This window comes from Peribacillus sp. RS7 (assembly GCF_041956845.1).
Lineage (GTDB): Bacteria > Bacillota > Bacilli > Bacillales > DSM-1321 > Peribacillus.
Genome location: NZ_CP168135.1, coordinates 399,914 through 420,279 on the forward strand (window position 1 = coordinate 399,914; position 20,366 = coordinate 420,279).

Below are 20,366 nucleotides of genomic sequence, written 5' to 3' on the forward strand. Positions count from 1 at the left end.
AATTTGAAGAAAGGATAACATATTTAATAAGAATATAATAGGTCGCCGATTTTCCCGTTTGTCATTTTTTCGGAAAAATAGGCATGAAGGATCTCCGTTTCATCCAACGAACCGCTCTCTTTCCCGTTTTTCGTGATGATGACGGGGTGTTTACATCCGCGTTGGAACAGTTCCAGCACTTTATAAATCGGTTCTTGTGAATCTACCGAGATCGGCTTCAGTTTTGCCAAATCATTCGTATGCCCGTAATGGCGCTGCAAAAGAAAGCGGATAAACGCATAATACCGCTGCCGCCATTCCATGACGAGTGAGAGACTTATGAAAAAGATGATGAGCCAGATGTTCAAATTGAGCGGATCAAGAATGAGCCAGGTCAAAAAAGCCAGGAAAGCGAATACTGCAGAAAAATGAAGTGTATGTTTCTGCGCTTCAAGAAAGGTGCAATATAGGGAAATACCGATGAATAGCAGCCGTCCCCCGTCCAAAGGCCAAATAGGCAGCAAATTAAAAACCAACAGCATAAGATTCATATACAAAAAGGGCTGATACAGCTCATAGGGAATAATAGAAAAGAAATAGAGCAAAAAAGCTGCACCAATGAGCCAAACATGTTGAAGCGGACCGGCAAGCACCACCGCCAAATCCTCCTTCAAACTCTTATTACCATACTCCTCAGTCTCGACAGCCCCTCCAAAAGGAAGCAGCTGGATTGACTTTATCCGCCATTTGAAGTGCTGGGCACAAACGGCATGCCCCATCTCATGAATGAAGACGATGAGCAGAAGCATCATCACTTCAACGAAATGAGCAGTGAGGATGGCAATTCCAATGACAAACCACAATGTCGGGTGCACCCTGACTTTAAACAGTAACTTCACGTATTCACTCAAAGGAAATCACCTTTTTAGGATCGACGAAAGCGTCATTTTCTTTTATCGCTAAATAAAATCTGCCCTTGGATCCATCTTCACTTACTGTAACCTGTCCGACTTCATTGCCCTTTTTAACGAACTCATACAATTTCACATCAATCTCTTCCAGCTGCCCATACCAAGATTCACTTTTGTTGGCATGCTGAATGACGACCGTCTTTCCAATCCCCTCCTTTTCACCGGCAAAAATGACTACCCCTTCATTGACTGCCTCGACCTTCGAGCCTTTGCTCGTTTCCAATATGATACCCTCACCGTTCGTTTCGAAGGTTTGGGTAATCTTCGCAGATGCTGGCATTGCATAGCCTTCACCCGAGTCGACAGTTTCCGTATCAGCTTCATTCGGTAAGAAAGCGATCGGTTTACCAAATGCACTTTCGTACCAATTGGAGATTGAAGCGAACTGAAATTCCTTGTTCATGTTCTCCGTGACAAAACTTCTGGCAGGGTCGAGCCGCACAGAAGGGTGTTTGAACATCACCGCGATAATCAGGAACAGGCATACACTGGCAAGGATTTTAAAGAAAAAATATTCTTTCTTGAAGAGCGGATGATCTTTCTCGGAATACCCATTATATGAATCAATCCCATATGGTTCCTCATTGTTGATCTCCGTCCAACTACTGCTTCCTGCCGGATTATCCTTAAACTTACGTCTCTTGGCGATACGATTACGGATATCTTTCCTGCGATCATCCATTCCAGATCTCCCCCCTGCTCATGTCAAAGCGCTATATTACAACGTATGAGTATCTTGTCCAGACTATGCCGGAGAAAAGAATTTCTTTCTGCACACCCCTGAATTTATTGACAGAAAAATATTTTTTTGATGAAAAATTAACCAGAAACTTATGAATTCCCAAGGTGATTTGGGCATCGATTCAGAAAAACGAATAATTGGGGAAAAATCCAATTGATATTGTTCCCCTGAATTTGTTATAATAAAGTGGTTTTAACATTATTGAGGGGGAACATTTTTTTATGTCAATCGAAATAGGCAGCAAAGTACAAGGTAAAGTAACAGGTATCACTAATTTTGGAGCATTCGTAGAATTACCAGGAGGCTCAACAGGTCTTGTGCATATCAGTGAGGTAGCAGATAGCTATGTAAAAGACGTAAATGACCATCTTAAAGTAGGCGACCAAATTGAAGTAAAAGTGATTAGTGAGAAAGACGGAAAAACTGCCTTGTCCATCAAAAAGGCTATAGATAGACCCGAAGGGCAAACCTCTTCTTATACCAAACGCCCACCACGCCAAGGGGATAGCCGTTCTAAAGATTTTCGTTCAAAAGGTAATTTCCAACCAAAGGAAAATTTCGAAGATAAAATGGTTCGCTTTTTAAAGACTAGTGAAGAAAATTTATCGACTCTTAAACGCAGCACCGAATCAAAACGCGGCGGCAGAGGCGGAAGACGCGGATAACCCGTTGGATTTCAGCATATGGATAAGGCAAGCCAGGATATGGCTTGCCTTTTTTATTTTACATGTTCAGCATAAAAAAAAGCGAGGGCATCAAGTGCTCCCGCTTCTTAATAAGGAATATAGATTTACCGCACGCTAAAGAATTTTTTCAATTTGGACATGAAGCCTTTAGGTTCGCCGCCAATTGGAGTCAAGGGTACAGATTCACCAAGGATCCTCCTGGCAATGTTCCGATAGGCAAGCGAGACTCTATTGTCCGGATTATAGGCAATGGGTTCCTTTTTATTCGCTGCCACAATGACTTGGTCATCATCAGGAATGACGCCGATCAAATCAATTTTAAGAAAATCGGCAACTCCATCGATATCCATTTCTTCATCCTCATGAAGCAAATGGCCACGTATCCGGTTGATGATCAATTGAGGCGGTTCAATATGCTCTTCTTTTTCAAGCAGGCCAATGATACGGTCTGCATCCCTGACAGCCGGTCTCTCTGCAGTCGTAACGATGATCGCTTTGTCTGCCCCAGCTATGGCATTCCTGAAGCCCTGTTCAATGCCTGCAGGGCAATCAATGATGATATAATCATAGTCAGGCTTCATATCACTTATGAGTTTCCTCATCTGCTCTTCATCAACCGCTGATTTATCACTATTTTGTGGAGCTGGAAGCAAATAAAGCAAATCCTCGAAATGTTTATCTTTAATAAGCGCTTGGTGTATCTTACAGCGCCCTTCGACCACATCGACCAAATCATAGATGATGCGATTTTCCAATCCCATGATCACATCCAAGTTCCGAAGACCAATATCCGTATCAATCAAGCAAACCTTTTTGCCTAGAAGAGCTAAAGATGTTCCTAAATTGGCGGAGGTGGTCGTTTTCCCGACACCACCCTTACCGGATGTTATAACTATTGCCTCTCCCACGATTAGAGACCCCCTTCTAATCTATTTAAATTAGGTCTATATTTCTTTAAGACTTGCAGTTTTTCTATTATGATATTTTCTTCTTCATCCATGAAGGCACATTCCAAGTCATGTCCCCATTTCGTATATTGGTCAGGAGATAAATTCACTTGTCCGGCAATGCGCAGCTGGGCAGGCTTCATGACAGAGGCAGCTATAATGGCCTCATTATTCCCTTTATATCCGGCATGGGCTATTCCTTTTAGCTGTCCCATGATATATATGTTGCCACCCGCACGAACCGTTCCGTCGGGATTGACATCCCCTATTAGCAGTAAGTCTCCGGGAACTTCAAAAACCTGTCCCGACCTTATCACCTTGGTCACGGTCGTCACTTGGTTTTCATCTTTCCATCGTTTCGCTTCATCCTTCGTCAGGACATTCGAAATCATCTCATCTACGAAAAGCTTCTTCTTTTTATGGATGACCTCTTTAATCTTTTCTTCTTGTTGTTCATCAAGATAGCGGTTCCCTGTATGTACTTTTACGGAAATGGACGGGTCATTTTCTTGAAACTGATAGTTTGCCGAAAGCTTCACTTCTAACTCTTTCAATAACTCGGAAAATGAGCAAGAATCATCGAGATGAAGCATAAACCCGTCTTTTGTTCCCTTAATCATGACATTTTGCTGAATTCTTTTATTCATGACGTTTGTTTCACCTCAATGAAATATAATTCGACATAGGAAAACAAATTTCCTTTTTCTACGTACACGGAATAGAGAAAATACATTTCCTCCTGCTTCTTAAGACACGGAAACGTTATTCCGTTTCTCCCTGTAAATCAAGCTTTTCAATCATTCTCTTTAAAGGGTAGCAACTGATAATAATGAATGCGAGATTCAATAATAATGTCGGCAGCAATCTTCGTTCCGCAAATTCACCAAATCCCATATCTGCAAAAGAAAGGATGATATTCATCTGAAAGATGACAACCTCTAAAACTGCCGTGAATAAAAACGCAGTAAGGCAGGCAATCAATATATTATTTTGCAGGATTTTCATGCATTTCGATATCAGATAGGCAAGAAAAGGCAGCAGGAACATGTAAGTCCCAAGGATTTCCGTATATACGACATCATAAGTCAACCCAAGAATCGCCCCATAAAGCATACCCATTTTCCTGGACCCGAACATGGTCAGGAAAAAAACGAAAACCATCATGAAATGGGGCACGAGGATTTTATCGGCCCCGAATGCATCTCCAGCGAACATCTGGGCGAAGATGCTTTCAAAAACAAAAAAAACCAAGGCTATAAAAGAAAGGATGAAATATTTCACTCAGCTTCATCCTCCCCTTCACTTTCTTTCGGTGCACCGTCCACTTCGCGCTGAACGACCATAACATTGTTAATATCATAAAAATCCGTCGAAGGTTCAATATATGCGGTCTGGTTCAACCCATATTGATCCACTTTGACATCGACAACCTTCCCGATCAGCAGACCTTTCGGAAAAATCCCTCCATAACCGGATGTGATGACCAATGAATTTTTCTTGATCTTTTTATCGTAAGGAATACGTTTCATCAGCAAAAGGTTCTTCTTATCATCGAATCCTTCAATCAAGCCATATGCTTTATCATCGCCTTGAACGATGGCTGAAACACGATTGGCTTTATCGATCGAACTTAAGAGTTGAACCGAAGCGGTGAAATCCGTCGCTGATTTCACCTTACCCACTAATCCATTGGAAGTGATGACAGCCATATTTTTTTCTACCCCATTACGCTTCCCTTTATTAATCGTCAGCATTTCATGCCAGCGGTCAGGATTACGTCCGATGACCGTCGCCTGAGTGGGCGAATACTTCCGCAGGTCATCTTCTTTTTTGAGGTTATCGCGAAGTTCTTCATTTTCTTCTTTTAAATCTTGGACTTGGGTTTTCAATAATACATATTCATCCAAGCGGGCTTTCAATTTTTTGTTTTCATCGTATGTATGTTGAAGGTCTTTTAAGCCCCCTACAAAACCTGTTATACCCGATACTGGCTTATTAAACACATTTCCGACCCAGCCTGTCGTATCTTTCAGGAATTGCTCCGGCCATGTCAACTCTTCTCTTTCTCTTAATGAAAAACCGATCAATGCCACGAGAACGATAATACTAACGAGCAAGAGAAGGAGCTTTTTATTAAAAAACTGTGGCATGATAATTGCACCTCTATCTAAAAATTTACTCCATGGTCTAAAAATTTACTCAATGGTCTAAAATTTACTCAATGGTCTAAAATTCACTTAATGGTCTAAAATTTACTCAATTATCTTGTTCATCCAGACCAAAGAACAGTTAAATTAAACAACAAAACATAAGAAAAACCGGCTCAAAATTGCACCTTTTGTTGAGCCGGCCCTATTTGAGAAGTAATGCTTATCGGGAATCTCTTGATTTAGTCTTGAACAAATGAATGTGGTCCAAAGCTTTACCCGTTCCGATTGCAACACAATCCAGCGGATTTTCAGCGATGATTACCGGCATTTGCGTTTCTTCACTGATGACTTTATCCAAATTGCGCAGCAAAGCACCCCCGCCTGTCAATACAATACCTCTGTCCATGATGTCAGCGGCTAATTCAGGTGGTGTTTTCTCTAAAGTGTTTTTCACGGAATCCACAATTGCGGAAACTGTGTCGCTTAATGCTTTGGATATTTCCTCAGCAGTAATTTCGATCGTTTTCGGTAATCCAGTCAATAGGTCACGGCCGCGAATTTCCATGTTTTCTACGCCTTCCGTGTCTCCAGCAGAACCAATTTCCATTTTAATCGCTTCAGCAGTACGCTCACCGATCATCAAATTGTAGTTCTTACGGATGTAAACGATGATGGCATCATCCATTTCGTCACCGGCAATACGGATGGATTGGCTTGTTACGATTCCGCCAAGGGAAATGATTGCCACTTCCGTTGTTCCTCCGCCGATATCAACGACCATGCTGCCTGTAGGTTCCCAAACAGGAAGGTCCGCCCCGATCGCTGCTGCAAACGGTTCTTCGATAGGGTATGCATCACGGGCTCCAGCTTGTCTAGCTGCATCGATGACAGCACGCTGCTCAACTGCCGTAATTCCAGAAGGCACACAAATCATGACATATGGCTTGTTGCCGAATACGCCCTTCTTTTGAGCTTCCTTCATATAGTACTTCATCATGGTAGCCGTCGTTTCATAATCGGCAATTACCCCATCCTTCATCGGGCGAAGGGCAACCACGTTACCAGGTGTACGGCCAATCATGTTTTTCGCATCGTTTCCGACTGCAACGATTTGCTTTGTATCTGTTTGCACAGCTACAACCGATGGTTCACGTACAGCAATCCCTTTTCCTTTTACATATACAAGCGTATTCGCCGTTCCTAAATCAATCCCTATATCTCTAGCGCCAATTCCAAACATTATGGTATCTCCCTTTCGTAAACAAAAATGCCTTTTTATAAGTTCAAATAATAATTTGTCGTTTTTTGACAATAAGAGTTTTGAAAAAGTTTCCTCTTTTAAAAATCATAAACAATATTATATCGTATCGTCAAAAATTTTGATAGTGTCATAAATAACCTTTTTCCTTCAAACTAACATATTTATGTTCCCCGATAATGATATGGTCCAATACTTCGATCCCGATAATTTTACCACATTCGACTAATCTTTTCGTCACTTCAATATCTTCTCTGCTGGGAGAGGGGTCTCCGGAGGGGTGGTTATGAAGACAGATGATAGAGGCAGCGGACCTTCTGAAAGCTTCTTTAAAAACCTCACGCGGATGCACGATTGAGGCATTGAGGCTGCCGATGAAGACCGTAGTTTTTTGTAGCACTTGATTTTTCGTATTTAAATAGAGACAGACGAAATGTTCCTGTGACAAGAACCGCATTTCTTCCATGCAATAATTGGCCCCATCTTCAGGAGATCGAATCACATAACGGTCTTGATCATTCAATTTATTAATTCTCCTGCCAAGTTCGACAGAGGCCAGGATTTGAATCGCTTTCGCTTCACCAATCCCTTTCATCACGGTCAGTTCTTCCACTGAAGCTTCTTTTAGCAGGCGCAGGCCCTTGAAGGAATTGATGAGCCTGCCGGATAGTTGCAGAACGGATTCTTCCCTCGATCCCGTCCTCAAGAGCAGTGCAAGCAATTCTTGATTGGAGAGACTTTGCGGTCCGTCCTGCAAAAACCTTTCGCGCGGCCTCTCTTCTTTCGGGTAATCCCGTATTAACATTTTTTCACTCAAAAGATCCACCCTTCCTTAGAAAGGGAAGATGCCAGAGGAAATCCATTATCCTAAGTCTGCCTGCATTGCTTTAAGTTCCCGGGCCAGTCTTGAAACCGGAAGCCCGACGACAGAGAAATAGTCGCCTTTGATCTGTTCGACAAGAAGAGATCCGTATCCTTGAATCCCATAGCCGCCAGCTTTGTCAAAGGGTTCACCGCTATCCAGATAACGTTCGATTTCAGCATCTGGCAACTCCCAAAATGTCACTTCCGTTTTTTCTGCGAATACTCTGCGATGCCTGCCGAATAGGATGGCGACACCAGTGTATACTTCATGTGTCCGTCCTGATAGCATTTCCAGCATTCTTTTTCCATCCGCCCGGCTTGTGGGCTTACCCAATATCTCACCATCAAGGACAACAACGGTATCCGAGCCGATAACCCAGCTTTCCTGAAATTTTGCTGAGATGGCTTCCGCTTTACGGGAGGCCAGCTCTTTCACAGCAGCATCCGGACACATGTTTTCATCAATACTTTCATCGACATTGGAATTCATGCATTCAAAGGGGATTTGAAGAAATTGTAGAAGTTCTTTACGACGTGGTGATGAAGAAGCTAAAATCAATGGCTGCATAATAAAAAAGTCACCTTTCTTTACATAGGGAGATACATATCTATCCTATCAAATTATGGTGCAATCCACAATTATTGTTTACTAGGAATCGACAAATATCTGTAAGTATTTCCCGGAGAATAAAAAAAGTGTAACCTGAGAGTTCAAAAAGGGAGCTTGTCCCATTAGGCAGCTCCCCTTTTTCTTTACTTAACTCGATATGTTTTGGTAATTCAATAAAAAATCAAGAAGACTTTCTTGAGCCTTGAATAGCTTTTCTTCCTTTTTGGAAGTCTCATATTCATCAATCGACTTTGCCGCAGCAGTCAAGTCATCGTTCAAATTCGAAAACTCCGGCGATAATTTCCCCGCCTTCAGTTCATCCATGTTTTTTTTCAGGGTTTCTTCGTTTACCGTCCCTTCCTTTCCACGAAGCTTGGTTGAAGATGTTTCTGCCAATGAAGCATATACTTCCTTCATCTTGTCGAGGGTTTTCTCATCTTCCTGGCTTGTCCCAGCAGCTTCAAAATTGATTTCCTTCCAATATACGTCCACATCATAGGACTTTAAGAACAAGGCCAGCTCCTTACTTGCAACTAGACTCTCTGCCGATCCCAAGAATAAATAATAGCTGTCTTCCAATTTGAAAATTTCAGCTGGAACCTGCTTTTCAATGATTTTCTTTTGTATTTGCCTTGCCGCATCCTCGCTGCTGAATACACCTCCCTGTACAAGGAATGTCTTCAGCTGGGTACCTGGTTCTTTCACTGCCGCTTTTTTATCCTCAACAGTAGCTTCCGTTGGAATCGTGGTCTCGACCGAAGATACTGCGGCTTTTTCCTTTGTTATCGTTTTAACGGCAATCAAGCCAAGAATCGACCCAAAAAAAACAGCACAAATGACGGCGATCATGAATGTCTTAATCGGTCTTTTATCCGAGCTTTTCAGCGAACTGGTACCAAAACCGATCAGCTTTGGCAATTTCTTCTTTGGAGGTGTGGGAACCAATACGATCTTGTTCTCATTTGAATCCTCAGGGAGTATCCATTCGAAACTCTCATCTGGATGTTCCTGTTCCTCACTCGCCGCCTCTTGACTTTCAATCTTTTTATCGGCAAATACTTTTTCTTCCCCATTTATTTTAATCGTGACGCCCTTGCTTTGTTCCGGCTTGCCCAATTTTTTTCCTCCTCTCCAGGTCATTTTTTTCATCCTATCATAGAGGTAAAAAAAAATAACAAGACTTTTGTCGTCTTGTCATTAATAGGTTTCGTCAAATTTCCCTATTCATATCCCGTTAACCAAAAGGGCCTTCCAGGTACTGGTACTTCTGGTTCATAACATTTTAATATCGCCTCTCAACAATTACATGCATTCCTCTTCCATGTCACCTTCACTTGCAGCCGCATGGGGATAGTTCCCTACTGCCTCATTGTTCAGGTGATTTTTGACAAATTCCCCGTAAACTGTGATGGTCCTTTAAGCTCATCTTAGAAAAGTTACATACCAATATAAAATGGAGTCGCCCCAAAAATAGGCAGTCAATGTCCCAAAAACGATATACGGACCGAAAGGAATCAGCGTTTTCTTTTTTAGAATTCCGGTTAGCAACCCTATAATGCCAAGGAATGCCCCATAAAAGCACGCAAAAAGGAATGATAACAGGACCATCTTCATCCCCAATGCAAAGCCAATCACTGCAAAGAGCTTAATATCACCGCCACCCATGCCCCCCTTACTCACAACAGCGATTAATAGCAGAAGGCTAAAACCAACCGCTGCACCGAAAATTGAATCCCACCAGGGTGACAGCGGAAATGAAACCCTTAAAACCATAAAAATCACCGTAAAGAAAAGCAGTATTTTATCAGGTATGAGCATATAGGCTACATCAGACACCAAGATGATCATAAATAATGAAATCAATGTCCAGGCAACCCAGAGTTCACCCGACCAGCCAAGAAATATGGGAACTGAGGCAAACAAAACACCGGTCAGCAATTCCACTACCGGATAAAGGGGGGAAATCCTTGCTTTACAGCCCCGGCATTTTCCGTCTTGCAACATATAAGAAATAACCGGTATCAACTCGAAGAAGGTCAATGTACGCCCACAAGATGGGCAAGCGGAGCGACGATTCGCAAATGGATTATTTGCTGGAACACTTAAACCGACGACGTTAAAGAATGAGCCTAAAATTAAGCCCAGGACGAAGAGATAAAAATGGATACCCATCATTTATACAGAGTGCACGAGGATTCGATTCACTTTCGTTGTATCTCTAAGGTCATGTCCCATTCCTTTCACAGGATATGCGACTTTGTAATAATCATTTGGGTTCTTCATGATTATTCATTCCTCCCATATTTCATTTTCCCTACCCGGCTCTGCTTAAAGCCGTTAAGTCCAAACTACTATTCAGAATCAATATATAAACATATTTTAACAAATATACGCGGTGTTTTGTTATCAATCACTCTATTAGATTTTTTTCTTTTTCGAAGTCCCTGTTAAATGAAATGAGCTGTCCTTCTTAAAAAGGGAAAAGGACCATTGAAAAGGTCCTTTTTTTGAGACTGTTACTGATGTAAGTTAATTTATCACTAGTTCAATTCCAATCGTGCCTCTGCATATGGAGAAGAAAAAATAACCTGTTCACCATCTATCCATTTTGCATTCTCTATGGAGGTACCACATCAATCATCCACTTTGAATTTTTTAACTTTCAGATAGAAATCCTCTCACAAGTGAAAGGAAATGAAGGGAACCTGTTATGACAAGAACCTCTTTCTCCCCTGTTTTTCTTCTGCCTTCCCTTATCGCCGTCTGCCAATCCTTATTTATTGTTTTATTTTCATGACGACATTCTTCATAAAGTGTTTGCGCATCCGCCGCCCGTTCATGTTCGAATTCGGTAATGATGATTTCAATCGTTTCCGTTTCCAGTCCACGAAGCATCTGGGAATAATTTTTATCTTTAAATGAACTGAATATGAACCGGTACTTATATTCAGGATAATTCAATTTTAGCGTTTCCATTAATACATCGATGCCAGCAGGATTATGTGCACCATCAATGATCACCAACGGCTCATCCGATATTTTTTCAAAACGCCCCTCCCATTTCGCCTCCCCTATCCCTTTAAGGATGCTTTTTTCATCGATATTTTCCATTCCTACCAGGACAGCAGCAATGGCCAGTGCCGCATTCTCGATTTGATGACGTCCCAACATCTGCATTTCCACATTTTCGATGGACCTATCGGCAAGCGAAAAGGAGAAACTTTGTCCTTGCTCACTTTGCTTCACATTCCCTACATGAAAGTCTTTGCCTAATTGGTAATGGGGTACGCCTAATGAAGATGCTTTTTCTTCGATTACTTTTGCTGGTTCCCAAGCGTTGACTCCGCTGATGACCGGCGCCCCGCTTTTAATGATGCCCGCCTTCTCTGAAGCAATTTCCCCAAGTGTGTTACCCAGGATGCTCGTATGTTCCAAAGAAATCGAGGTAATGATCGAAAGAAACGGCTGGATGACATTCGTTGTATCGAGCCTGCCTCCAAGCCCTGTTTCCATCAAAACCAAATCCACTTCCTTTTTGCTAAAATAAGAGAATGCCATCGCAGTCAATATTTCAAACTGAGTGGGACCATCCCCCTTACTGTCCATCTCTTGGATGAACGGCCACAGCTCGCGGAAGGCAGCGATAAAATCCTTATCACTTATTTCATCCGCATTTATCTTCAGCTGTTCATTCATCCGCACTAAATATGGTGAAGTGAAGGAAGCGACCCGAATCCCTTCAGCAAGAAGGATTTCTTTAATATATTGCAAGGTTGATCCTTTCCCGTTTGATCCTGCAATGTGAATATACTTTAGCGCCTTATGGGGGTCACCCAATTCAGTTAACAATGTTTCCATCCGTGATAGGCCAAAATTCATGCCCAATTGAACTTGGCGCCGTTCAAAAAAATGATTGATGTCTTTCATGGTTGTTACCATTAATCATTGAGCCTCCTCTTTCTTTATACCGCTCTTATGCGTTAAGATTATTTTATCAATATATGAACGATTAACCTAGATGAAAGGTAGTGTTTTACCATGAAACCTTCAGATCTCCACTGTTGGATTGTCGTTAACGGCTATTTACAGCATGATAAGTTTTCCAGTTTAGCTTTCTTCATTAAAGAAGCGGCTGAAAGGAAAGAGATCACAGCAACCCTTATCCGCAATTCAGATCTTATTCCCATAATCGAAAAAGGAGTGCCGCTAATTAAAGGAGCCTTTGATAAGCTGCCTGATTTTGTTCTGTTCATGGATAAAGACATTCATTTGGCACGCCATTTGGAATTGCTCGGCATCCCCGTATATAACAGCAGCACGGCAATCGATATTTGCGACAGCAAAGCAAAAACACATCAAGCATTGGCCAGTCATGGCATACCGATGCCAAAAACCTTGTTTCCACCTTTCACGTACGAAGGTATTGAAAGGGTCAATATGGATGCCTTCATACAAATCGGTATTGAACTTGGGTATCCACTTATCGTTAAGGAAGCATACGGTTCTTTTGGGGAACAAGTATATTTGATCCAAACAGAGGATGAGTTACTAAAGACCATCCGTATTCTTGGCCACAAACCATTTATCATTCAGGAATTCATCGAACATAGTAAAGGACGGGATATTCGTGTGAATGTCGTCGGCAATCAAGTCATAGCAGCGATGCAACGCCATTCCGAGAACGACTTCCGAGCTAATATGACTGTCGGTGGTCAGGCTGCCCCCTATACACCCACTAGGGAAGAAGCACAACTTGCCATCCGTTGTGCGGAGATACTAGGCGCCGACTTCGCTGGCGTCGATTTGTTGTTCGGTAAAGAGGGTCCGCTTTTGTGCGAAGTGAATTCGAATTCGCATTTACTAAATATTTATGAATGTACTGGCATCAACATCGCTGAGAGCATGTTCGATTATATCTTGAACAAATTAGGAAAGGGAAGTGCATCTGATGAAAAAACAAGTAGGTTGGTTGATTTATAACCGTGAGGATGCCGTGAAAAATCAAGGATACATAGATTGGATGCTTGACGAAGCCAGTAAGCTTGATCTTGATTTACACTTTTACCATCGGGAAGACCTTAGAATCGGTCATCGTTCCAACGAATTGTACGTGGAACATGCAGCTCAGCCAATTGCATTGCCAGACTTTGCTATCGTCCGGGCCATCGATCCTTTTCTAACAAGGCAACTGGAGCAAATGGGGATTGCCTGCTTTAACTCCTCATTCGTATCGGAAATCGCGAATGACAAAGCAAGGACGCATCAATATTTGGCCTCGATGGGAATTCCAATGGCCGATACCATATATTGCAACGGAAAGCCGAATGCCGATGACATGGAGTTCCCTTTCATTGCTAAAGAAACGCGTGGCCGCGGCGGGAAACAAGTATATTTAATCGAGCATGCCGATGATTTGGCCGAACTGAATGACGGAAATTGGATTGTCCAAAAACCCGGCTTATTCGGAAAGGATATCCGCGTTTTTGTAGTTGGTAAAAAAGTGAAGGCTGCTGTAATTAGGGAATCCACTTCAAGTTTCAAGGCAAATTATACGCTAGGGGGATCGGCTTCCATATATGAGCTGACCGCTTCCGATTTAGCCCTTGTAGAAAGAGTTATCGAAGCGTTTGATTTCGGTCTGGTCGGGATCGATTTCATATTTGCCGAGGATGGCAGCCTCATGCTCAACGAAATCGAGGATGTAGTCGGCAGCCGGACATTAAGTGCACTAAGTGACATCAATATCGTATCGGAGTACCTTACATTCATAAAAGAAAGTCTATCCTCCTAACGGAACATTTGATTTTCGAATCAATGTCGTCCAACACAAAAAAGGATGAACCGGCATATTAGCTGGTTCATCCTTTTGTTTTACAGTTGTTTCAGTTCGCTGATCCTGTGGATCACAGAGTCGCGTTTTTCGCTATAGTCTTTTTCTTTGGCACGTTCTTCTTCAATGACGCTTGCCGGCGCCTTTTTAACGAAGCCCTCATTGCCTAATTTTTTCTGTACGCGTTCAACTTCTTTATTAAGTTTGTCGAGTTCTTTTTCAAGACGTTTCACTTCTTCGTCGATATTAATCAGCCCTGTCAGCGGAAGGATTAGTTCTACGCCAGTTACGACAGCTGTCATGGCTTGAGCAGGTTCTTCGACTTCGATACCGATCGTCAATTGTTCAGGATTACAGAAACGCTCGATATAACTGCTGTTTTTCTGTAACGTTTCTAAGATGGACTCATCTTTCGCTTTTAAAATCAAATTGATTTTTTTGCTTAGCGGCGTGTTCACCTCAGCACGGATATTACGGACGGCGCGGATGATTTCAACAAGCAGCTTCATTTCCTCGGCTGCAGCTGTATCTGTCAATCCTTCATTCACTTCCGGCCAAGCGGCAACAGTGATCGACTCACCTTCATGCGGAAGGTTCTGCCAGATTTCTTCGGTAATGAATGGCATGAACGGGTGCAACAATCTCATCGTATTATCCAGTACATAAGCCAAGATCGAGCGCGTCGTTTTCTTAGCCGCTTCATCTTCGCCATATAACGGAAGCTTCGCCATTTCAATATACCAGTCACAGAAATCATCCCAAATGAAGTTGTAAAGCACACGGCCGACTTCACCGAACTCATAACGGTCAGCGAGTCTTGTCACGTTTGAAATCGTTTCGTTCAAACGTGTCAAAATCCATTTATCGGCTACAGATTTTTCACCGCTTAAATCGATTTCGTCATACGTCATGCCATTCATGTTCATTAATGCAAAACGGGATGCGTTCCAAATTTTGTTGGAGAAGTTCCAAACCGCTTCCACTTTTTCCGTGCTGTAACGAAGGTCCTGACCTGGTGAGCTGCCCGTTGATAAGAAGTAACGCAGCGAATCGGCACCGTATTGATCGATGACATCCATCGGATCGACACCGTTACCAAGCGATTTACTCATCTTGCGTCCTTGTTCGTCACGAACAAGACCGTGAATCAGTACATCTTCAAATGGACGTTCGCCCGTGAACTCAAGTGCTTGGAAAATCATCCTTGAAACCCAGAAGAAAATGATATCATAGCCTGTCACTAGCGCTCCTGTTGGGTAGTATCGTTTGAAATCGATGCTGTCTTTGTCAGGCCAACCCATAGTCGAGAACGGCCATAAAGCCGAGCTGAACCATGTATCCAGAACGTCTGTATCCTGTTCCCAGTTTTCAGCATCCGCAGGCTCTTCATGTCCTACATACACTTCACCTGTTTCTTTATGGTACCAGGCTGGAATGCGGTGACCCCACCAAAGCTGACGGGAAATGCACCAGTCGCGGATATTTTCCATCCAACGGAGATACGTTTTTTCGAAACGATCCGGTACGAAATGAACTTTTTCCTCATCGGATCCTTTTTGAAGATCAACGGATGCATCAGCTAGAGGCTGCATTTTTACGAACCATTGAGTCGATAGATATGGTTCAACAACAGCACCGCTTCTCTCTGAATGACCGACTGAGTGAAGGTGATCTTCGATTTTGAAGAGTACTCCTTCTTCCTGAAGGTCTTTGACGATTTGTTTACGGCATTCAAAACGGTCCATACCTTCATATTTACCGGCCTTTTCATTCATCGAGCCATCTTCATGCATGACAAGGATGCGCTCCAAATCGTGACGGTTCCCGATTTCGAAGTCATTCGGATCATGAGCAGGAGTAATCTTAACCGCGCCTGAACCGAATTCCATATCGACATAGTCATCACCGACAATCGGGATTTCCCGGCCTGTAATTGGCAAGCGAACCTTTTTGCCGATCAAGTGTTTATACCGATCATCTTCAGGATGTACAGCAACCGCAGTATCGCCAAGCATCGTTTCCGGACGGGTGGTGGCTATTTCAATTTCACCTGATCCGTCAACTAACGGATATTTCATATGGTAAAATGCACCCTGTACATCTTTGTAAATAACCTCGATATCGGATAACGCCGTTTTCGTTGATGGATCCCAGTTGATGATGTATTCGCCGCGATAAATCAAGTCCTTCTTATAAAGCGAAACGAACACTTCGCGCACTGCTTTTGAAAGCCCTTCATCAAGAGTGAAGCGCTCACGGGTATAATCAAGTCCAAGACCCAGCTTTGACCATTGTTCACGGATATGGCTCGCGTATTCCTCTTTCCATTTCCATGTCTCTTCCACGAACTTTTCACGTCCAAGGTCATAACGGCTCACGCCTTCCGCACGAAGTTTCTGTTCAACTTTCGCTTGAGTGGCGATACCGGCATGATCCATGCCCGGCAACCATAAAACATCATAGCCTTGCATCCTTTTCATGCGTGTCAATATATCTTGAAGTGTCGTATCCCATGCATGGCCAAGATGCAGCTTACCAGTCACGTTCGGCGGGGGGATGACAATCGTGTATGGTTCTTTTTTATCGTCACCCGTCGTTTCGAAAAACTTCCCATCAAGCCACCATTTGTAGCGGCCTTTCTCTATCGTCTGCGGATCATATTTAGTCGGCATCGAAATTTGGTTCTCTTCCATATCATTTCCTCCTTATTTGGGCATAAAAAAAACTTCCATCATCACAAAAGGACGAAGGAAGTTGTTCGCGGTGCCACCTTTTTTCCGAAAAAGTAAAAAATCTCTTTCGGCTCTCAAATCGGATAACGGCTCTTCACCGGCCTTCGCTACTTAAGATCTTTCACGAAAACTGCTCGCGGACGACTTCGGATGCTGCTGCCTGGAAACCTCGCACCAATTGGTTTCCTCTCTGAAAAGTGCATTTCATCTTACTATTTCCGGTCTTTGCATTGATTTATATTCATATGTAAAATCATTGAATGCATATAGTATATAGTACAAAAAATATGGGGCTCCAGTCAATCATCTTTTCGCTTTCTTTCTTTAGGAAGCATTCCATTACATGCATTCGATCCCGCTGCCCGGCCATTTTCTTTATTTTATCCTCCAGGAACAGTGAATGTGACCGTTTTTTCACCTTTTCCACTACCCGCCCATAGAATATAAGAAGCCCTAAAAAGGAAGGTAATAATATGAAGCGAAGATATACCCCCTATACTTTACCGCCTTGGATGAAAAAATTCCGGGGTGTTTGCCAGCAGTTCATCATCCCCTTTGTCGTATTCCAAGGATTGCGTACGCTGATTTTCCCTACTTTCTTCGATATGCTCCTGCTAATCGCCTTTATTTTCTTGGCCATGTCTTTGTATTTCGAATGGATTTAATTATTCCCTTACAGCAAAAAAATATACATGACTGGAGATGATCCAATCATGTATATTTAGCTTGGGGGTGATTGCTCTTCTTTGGCAGCCTCGGCAGCCGCCTTTTTCTGCTGTTCGATCTCTTCGATTTTCATCACCATATACTCAATATTCTTCAGTAGCCAAAATTGCCGCTGCAGTTGAGTAACATTATCAAGCTCTGAACGATGTCCCCTGCCATCGGAATAACCCTTCACTAATTCCAAAGCTGATCCAGGGAAAGCCAGATAACTTTGCATGAGCAGCAATTCTTCTTCTTTCAAAGGAAAATAACGAAAATAGTTATATAGCCAGTCGACGCAGTCATCGCTTTGGACAGGATAGGTCCTGGCCGACTTAACGAGAAATGGCAGTAAATCGAAATGAGGCGGTGCCGTATTCGAATTCTCAAAATTGATGAAGTAGCCATATCCGCGTTCGTCATAAACGAAATGCTTCAAAGAGACCTTTCCGTGCGTGACCACGGTTCGAACCTTTTCACTTTCCTTCGTTTTTTCATACCAAGTTTCAAACTTCTTGATCGAGTACTTCAGTGCCTGTGAAATATCAGTGTAGAAAGAACAAACCGTCATTTCGACTGGAGACATATACCACTTCTTTTCACAGCTGACAATATACTCATCCATAAAGTCCTTCTCATTATTCCAGGCATCAAGCGTCCGCTCATAATGGGCTTCCCGTTCCTCTGGATCCACCTGTATTTCCCTAACGGACAGCGTATGCATCCGGGCAAGCTCCCTGAACATTTGCTTATGCTTTTCAACGCGCTCCCCGTCCCCTTCATTATTCAACCAGGGCATCAGGTAATACAAACGTCCATTATGAAGAACGGCGTAACGCTGATCCATCGTTTGATAAATGGGAACGATCCTGTTATAGCCGCGATGGTACAGTTTTTGAACATTTTTTATAAAATCAATGCCGTTATGCGGTAAAATCGATTTCAAGGCAAATGTACCGCGATCAGTGTATACTTTTTTTACACGCCCGAAATCCTCAATATATTGTACATACATGGCATATTCCTTCAAGACGGTTTCCGTGTCAAGATCCCGATTAGCAGGCTGCTGATTCTCGTTTTCCCTCACGAGACTCACTCACTTTCTCTAAAAAAACTCAATCCAATTCCTCTAGTCACCAAAGTCCAGTGACCAATCAGGCTGCTCTAACGCCGTTCAACAACTTTACCCTAGTAAAAAACAGGAGCAGACCATATGCTCTGCTCTCTGTCCTGTTCAATTCTTATATACAACGGCCTTCGGTATATAGATGACTTGCCCTTCATGGACGTTTTGATTCGACTCCAATTCATTGCTGAAAAGTATGGATTGAACCGTAACATCATAACGTTGAGCCAAGTCATCAAGCGTTTCCCCTTGCTGGACAATGCAAACCTTCATCCTTACCAGTTCTTCTTCTTGTTTCCGTCCGAATAAATCCATGATGGAAAGCTGCTTTTCATCATGATCAGCCGTATCTTTATCATCACGCTCAGCTGCTTGTTTCCTGCCTTTGAAATTTTTGACTTCCTTGGCTGGGGGCGCTGGTCTTTCCCTCTTTTTGAATAGATCGCTTATGGATGAATTGGACTCCTCTTCCTGTTCCACCTTCACATGTTCATTTAGGATAGGTCCCGTTACAACGTCATCTTCTTCCTGCCGGATGACGTCCTCGGTTTCAAGATTTGAAACTGGGCTATCTTGATGAGGCTCTTCTACCACTTCTTCTTTCAAAGTCACTCTAGGAGTCTCCGTCTCCACTATGGAATCCTGCCTACTTACTTCTTCCTCCAGTTTCTCCTCATCCACGAATGACACAGGTACCTCCTCTGTGGAGTCAGGCTGATCACTTATAAAATTCACTTCTTCCTCTACAGCTTCAGCATCTTCCTGTCTGTGCACTTCCGTTTCCCACTCCTCCTCTTCAGGATATGGTGAAACGGGAATTTCAAAAACTGGGGCATTATGCTGATCGCTTAAATAGATTGGTTCCTCTTCTTCTTCTTCGTTCGCTTCAGATACTCGTCTTGCCTCTGCAGAAAAAGGCGTGTATAACTCTTCCTCCTGCTCATCACGGAAAACAGGCTGAAAATCCGGGATTGGCGGCACTGCAGCCGCATAAGGAATGTATGACTCATTTTCCCCATCCGTTTCTTCTCCCTCTGTTTCCCCAACTTCCTGCTCCGTATCGAACCGTTGTTCCACATATGAATCATTATAGATTCCGGTTATCAACAAATCCGCCTGCAATTTCAAACAGTTATGCTCAGGCAGGGCATAATCAAAGCTTTGAATCGAGACATCAATCTCCTCTAATGAGGCAATCCGATTATTCGGAATCGTTATATCAACCGGAAAACGGTGTGTGAACTCATTAAGTCCATTGGGATGCCTCTCGACCTTTTGAACGGATTTTGGCAAAAAGGTCTGCGAAAACTCCTCTTCCTCACCATTTTGCGAGTCTTTGTATTCACCGCATAAATCTAACGAGCCTCGTATAAAAACATATTGATCACTTTCTTGAATCGTCACATTCGGATCCAGGGAAATGGAATAGAGCTCAGCCACTTCCTGTCCCTTCTGGAACCAAACGGATTCCTCTAAAGAAAATCGTAAATACGATTCATTTTCTTGCGACAAGACAACTCCTCCTTTCAGCTTCAGGAAACGGTACCTATACCATTATCAATCTATGAAGGTAGGAAGATGATTATTCCTTAATTTCATTTGCCGCCATCCAGATCTTATTTATCCTGAACCACTAAAAAGGAGGAGATTCTATTTTCCCAGGCTAAAATCAATGTAGAATTGGATCAATGCAATCGGCCTGAAACCATTTAAATTTGGTCCTAAAACCAGTTATTCGGTCCTATCTCCATTTTATTTCGACCTTC

General features: G+C 42.7%; 19 protein-coding genes and 1 other annotated feature. Of the genes, 4 read left to right on the forward strand and 15 right to left on the reverse strand.

Annotation, left to right across the window (positions count from 1 at the left end; all coding sequences use genetic code 11):
* Window positions 1-23: 23 nt before the first annotated feature.
* Window positions 24-890, reverse strand: a complete 867-nt coding sequence (locus tag ACDZ29_RS02115) for a M50 family metallopeptidase (protein ID WP_370015978.1) — start codon at window positions 888-890, stop codon at window positions 24-26.
* Window positions 883-1,632 (reverse strand): peptidoglycan DD-metalloendopeptidase family protein, encoded by a 750-nt coding sequence (locus ACDZ29_RS02120; RefSeq protein WP_375089700.1) that lies wholly within the window; start codon window positions 1,630-1,632, stop codon window positions 883-885. The genes ACDZ29_RS02115 and ACDZ29_RS02120 overlap by 8 nt, the downstream gene beginning before the upstream one ends.
* Before the next feature lie 281 nt (window positions 1,633-1,913).
* On the opposite strand from ACDZ29_RS02120, the gene ACDZ29_RS02125 reads away from it, so the two are divergent.
* A complete protein-coding gene (locus ACDZ29_RS02125; RefSeq protein WP_034308861.1) occupies window positions 1,914-2,357 on the forward strand; it encodes a S1 domain-containing RNA-binding protein in 444 nt (147 codons plus the stop codon).
* A 125-nt stretch (window positions 2,358-2,482) separates the two neighbouring features.
* Here ACDZ29_RS02125 and minD read toward each other — a convergent pair whose 3' ends face one another.
* The 10 genes from minD to ACDZ29_RS02175 form a co-directional block, all read right to left on the reverse strand.
* Entirely contained in the window at window positions 2,483-3,286 is an 804-nt protein-coding gene (gene minD, locus ACDZ29_RS02130) for a septum site-determining protein MinD (protein ID WP_289315481.1), read from the reverse strand.
* Window positions 3,287-3,288: 2 nt separating this feature from the next.
* Entirely contained in the window at window positions 3,289-3,972 is a 684-nt protein-coding gene (gene minC / locus ACDZ29_RS02135) for a septum site-determining protein MinC (RefSeq protein WP_063232834.1), read from the reverse strand.
* 115 nt (window positions 3,973-4,087) lie between these two features.
* On the reverse strand, window positions 4,088-4,606 hold the full coding sequence (gene mreD / locus ACDZ29_RS02140) for a rod shape-determining protein MreD (protein WP_289325915.1): 519 nt from the start codon (window positions 4,604-4,606) through the stop codon (window positions 4,088-4,090).
* Window positions 4,603-5,475, reverse strand: coding sequence for a rod shape-determining protein MreC (gene mreC / locus ACDZ29_RS02145; protein WP_289325916.1), 873 nt, complete (start codon window positions 5,473-5,475; stop codon window positions 4,603-4,605). Before mreC ends, mreD begins: the two co-directional genes overlap by 4 nt.
* Before the next feature lie 220 nt (window positions 5,476-5,695).
* On the reverse strand, window positions 5,696-6,715 hold the full coding sequence (locus ACDZ29_RS02150) for a rod shape-determining protein (RefSeq protein ID WP_034308871.1): 1,020 nt from the start codon (window positions 6,713-6,715) through the stop codon (window positions 5,696-5,698).
* 148 nt (window positions 6,716-6,863) lie between these two features.
* The gene (gene radC / locus ACDZ29_RS02155; protein WP_289318324.1) at window positions 6,864-7,538 is read right to left on the reverse strand and encodes a DNA repair protein RadC; all 675 of its coding nucleotides are present in this window, start codon (window positions 7,536-7,538) and stop codon (window positions 6,864-6,866) included.
* A gap of 57 nt (window positions 7,539-7,595) precedes the next feature.
* Entirely contained in the window at window positions 7,596-8,165 is a 570-nt protein-coding gene (locus tag ACDZ29_RS02160) for a nucleoside triphosphate pyrophosphatase (RefSeq protein ID WP_289325917.1), read from the reverse strand.
* Window positions 8,166-8,354: 189 nt separating this feature from the next.
* Window positions 8,355-9,323: a hypothetical protein gene (locus ACDZ29_RS02165; RefSeq protein WP_370015980.1), complete on the reverse strand. Its 969-nt coding sequence runs from the start codon at window positions 9,321-9,323 to the stop codon at window positions 8,355-8,357.
* A gap of 306 nt (window positions 9,324-9,629) precedes the next feature.
* A complete protein-coding gene (locus ACDZ29_RS02170; protein ID WP_375089702.1) occupies window positions 9,630-10,382 on the reverse strand; it encodes a prepilin peptidase in 753 nt (250 codons plus the stop codon).
* 480 nt (window positions 10,383-10,862) lie between these two features.
* Entirely contained in the window at window positions 10,863-12,146 is a 1,284-nt protein-coding gene (locus ACDZ29_RS02175) for a bifunctional folylpolyglutamate synthase/dihydrofolate synthase (protein WP_375089704.1), read from the reverse strand.
* Between the two features lie 99 nt (window positions 12,147-12,245).
* Here ACDZ29_RS02175 and ACDZ29_RS02180 point away from each other — a divergent pair, with 99 nt between their 5' ends.
* Complete coding sequence (locus tag ACDZ29_RS02180) at window positions 12,246-13,187, forward strand: RimK family alpha-L-glutamate ligase (protein ID WP_375089705.1); 942 nt, start codon at window positions 12,246-12,248, stop codon at window positions 13,185-13,187.
* Window positions 13,156-13,998 carry a RimK family alpha-L-glutamate ligase gene (locus ACDZ29_RS02185; RefSeq protein WP_375089706.1) on the forward strand — a complete coding sequence of 281 codons (843 nt, stop codon included), beginning with the start codon at window positions 13,156-13,158 and terminating at the stop codon, window positions 13,996-13,998. Before ACDZ29_RS02180 ends, ACDZ29_RS02185 begins: the two co-directional genes overlap by 32 nt.
* Before the next feature lie 80 nt (window positions 13,999-14,078).
* Here the strand turns inward: ACDZ29_RS02185 and ACDZ29_RS02190 are convergent, their stop codons facing one another.
* The gene (locus ACDZ29_RS02190; protein ID WP_375089708.1) at window positions 14,079-16,730 is read right to left on the reverse strand and encodes a valine--tRNA ligase; all 2,652 of its coding nucleotides are present in this window, start codon (window positions 16,728-16,730) and stop codon (window positions 14,079-14,081) included.
* Between the two features lie 44 nt (window positions 16,731-16,774).
* Window positions 16,775-17,004, reverse strand: a binding site (T-box leader).
* Window positions 17,005-17,242: 238 nt separating this feature from the next.
* On the opposite strand from ACDZ29_RS02190, the gene ACDZ29_RS02195 reads away from it, so the two are divergent.
* The gene (locus tag ACDZ29_RS02195) at window positions 17,243-17,434 is read left to right on the forward strand and encodes a hypothetical protein (protein ID WP_289315471.1); all 192 of its coding nucleotides are present in this window, start codon (window positions 17,243-17,245) and stop codon (window positions 17,432-17,434) included.
* 56 nt (window positions 17,435-17,490) lie between these two features.
* Here the strand turns inward: ACDZ29_RS02195 and ysxE are convergent, their stop codons facing one another.
* Both ysxE and ACDZ29_RS02205 read right to left on the reverse strand, forming a co-directional pair.
* A complete protein-coding gene (ysxE, locus tag ACDZ29_RS02200) occupies window positions 17,491-18,570 on the reverse strand; it encodes a spore coat protein YsxE (RefSeq protein WP_375089709.1) in 1,080 nt (359 codons plus the stop codon).
* A 138-nt stretch (window positions 18,571-18,708) separates the two neighbouring features.
* Window positions 18,709-20,112, reverse strand: a complete 1,404-nt coding sequence (locus ACDZ29_RS02205) for a LysM peptidoglycan-binding domain-containing protein (protein WP_375089710.1) — start codon at window positions 20,110-20,112, stop codon at window positions 18,709-18,711.
* Between the last annotated feature and the right edge of the window lie 254 nt (window positions 20,113-20,366).

Excerpts from the sequence above, each read along its gene's own strand:
- ACDZ29_RS02195 (WP_289315471.1), top strand. The coding sequence starts at position 17,243 with ATGAAGCGAAGATATACCCCCTATACTTTACCGCCTTGGATGAAAAAA.
- ACDZ29_RS02125 (WP_034308861.1), top strand. The coding sequence starts at position 1,914 with ATGTCAATCGAAATAGGCAGCAAAGTACAAGGTAAAGTAACAGGTATC.
- minC (WP_063232834.1), bottom strand. The coding sequence starts at position 3,972 with ATGAATAAAAGAATTCAGCAAAATGTCATGATTAAGGGAACAAAAGAC.
- ACDZ29_RS02180 (WP_375089705.1), top strand. The coding sequence starts at position 12,246 with ATGAAACCTTCAGATCTCCACTGTTGGATTGTCGTTAACGGCTATTTA.
- ACDZ29_RS02170 (WP_375089702.1), bottom strand. The coding sequence starts at position 10,382 with ATGATGGGTATCCATTTTTATCTCTTCGTCCTGGGCTTAATTTTAGGC.
- ACDZ29_RS02175 (WP_375089704.1), bottom strand. The coding sequence starts at position 12,146 with ATGGTAACAACCATGAAAGACATCAATCATTTTTTTGAACGGCGCCAA.
- ACDZ29_RS02150 (WP_034308871.1), bottom strand. The coding sequence starts at position 6,715 with ATGTTTGGAATTGGCGCTAGAGATATAGGGATTGATTTAGGAACGGCG.
- ACDZ29_RS02190 (WP_375089708.1), bottom strand. The coding sequence starts at position 16,730 with ATGGAAGAGAACCAAATTTCGATGCCGACTAAATATGATCCGCAGACG.
- ACDZ29_RS02160 (WP_289325917.1), bottom strand. The coding sequence starts at position 8,165 with ATGCAGCCATTGATTTTAGCTTCTTCATCACCACGTCGTAAAGAACTT.
- mreC (WP_289325916.1), bottom strand. The coding sequence starts at position 5,475 with ATGCCACAGTTTTTTAATAAAAAGCTCCTTCTCTTGCTCGTTAGTATT.
- ACDZ29_RS02185 (WP_375089706.1), top strand. The coding sequence starts at position 13,156 with ATGAAAAAACAAGTAGGTTGGTTGATTTATAACCGTGAGGATGCCGTG.
- radC (WP_289318324.1), bottom strand. The coding sequence starts at position 7,538 with ATGTTAATACGGGATTACCCGAAAGAAGAGAGGCCGCGCGAAAGGTTT.
- ACDZ29_RS02120 (WP_375089700.1), bottom strand. The coding sequence starts at position 1,632 with ATGGATGATCGCAGGAAAGATATCCGTAATCGTATCGCCAAGAGACGT.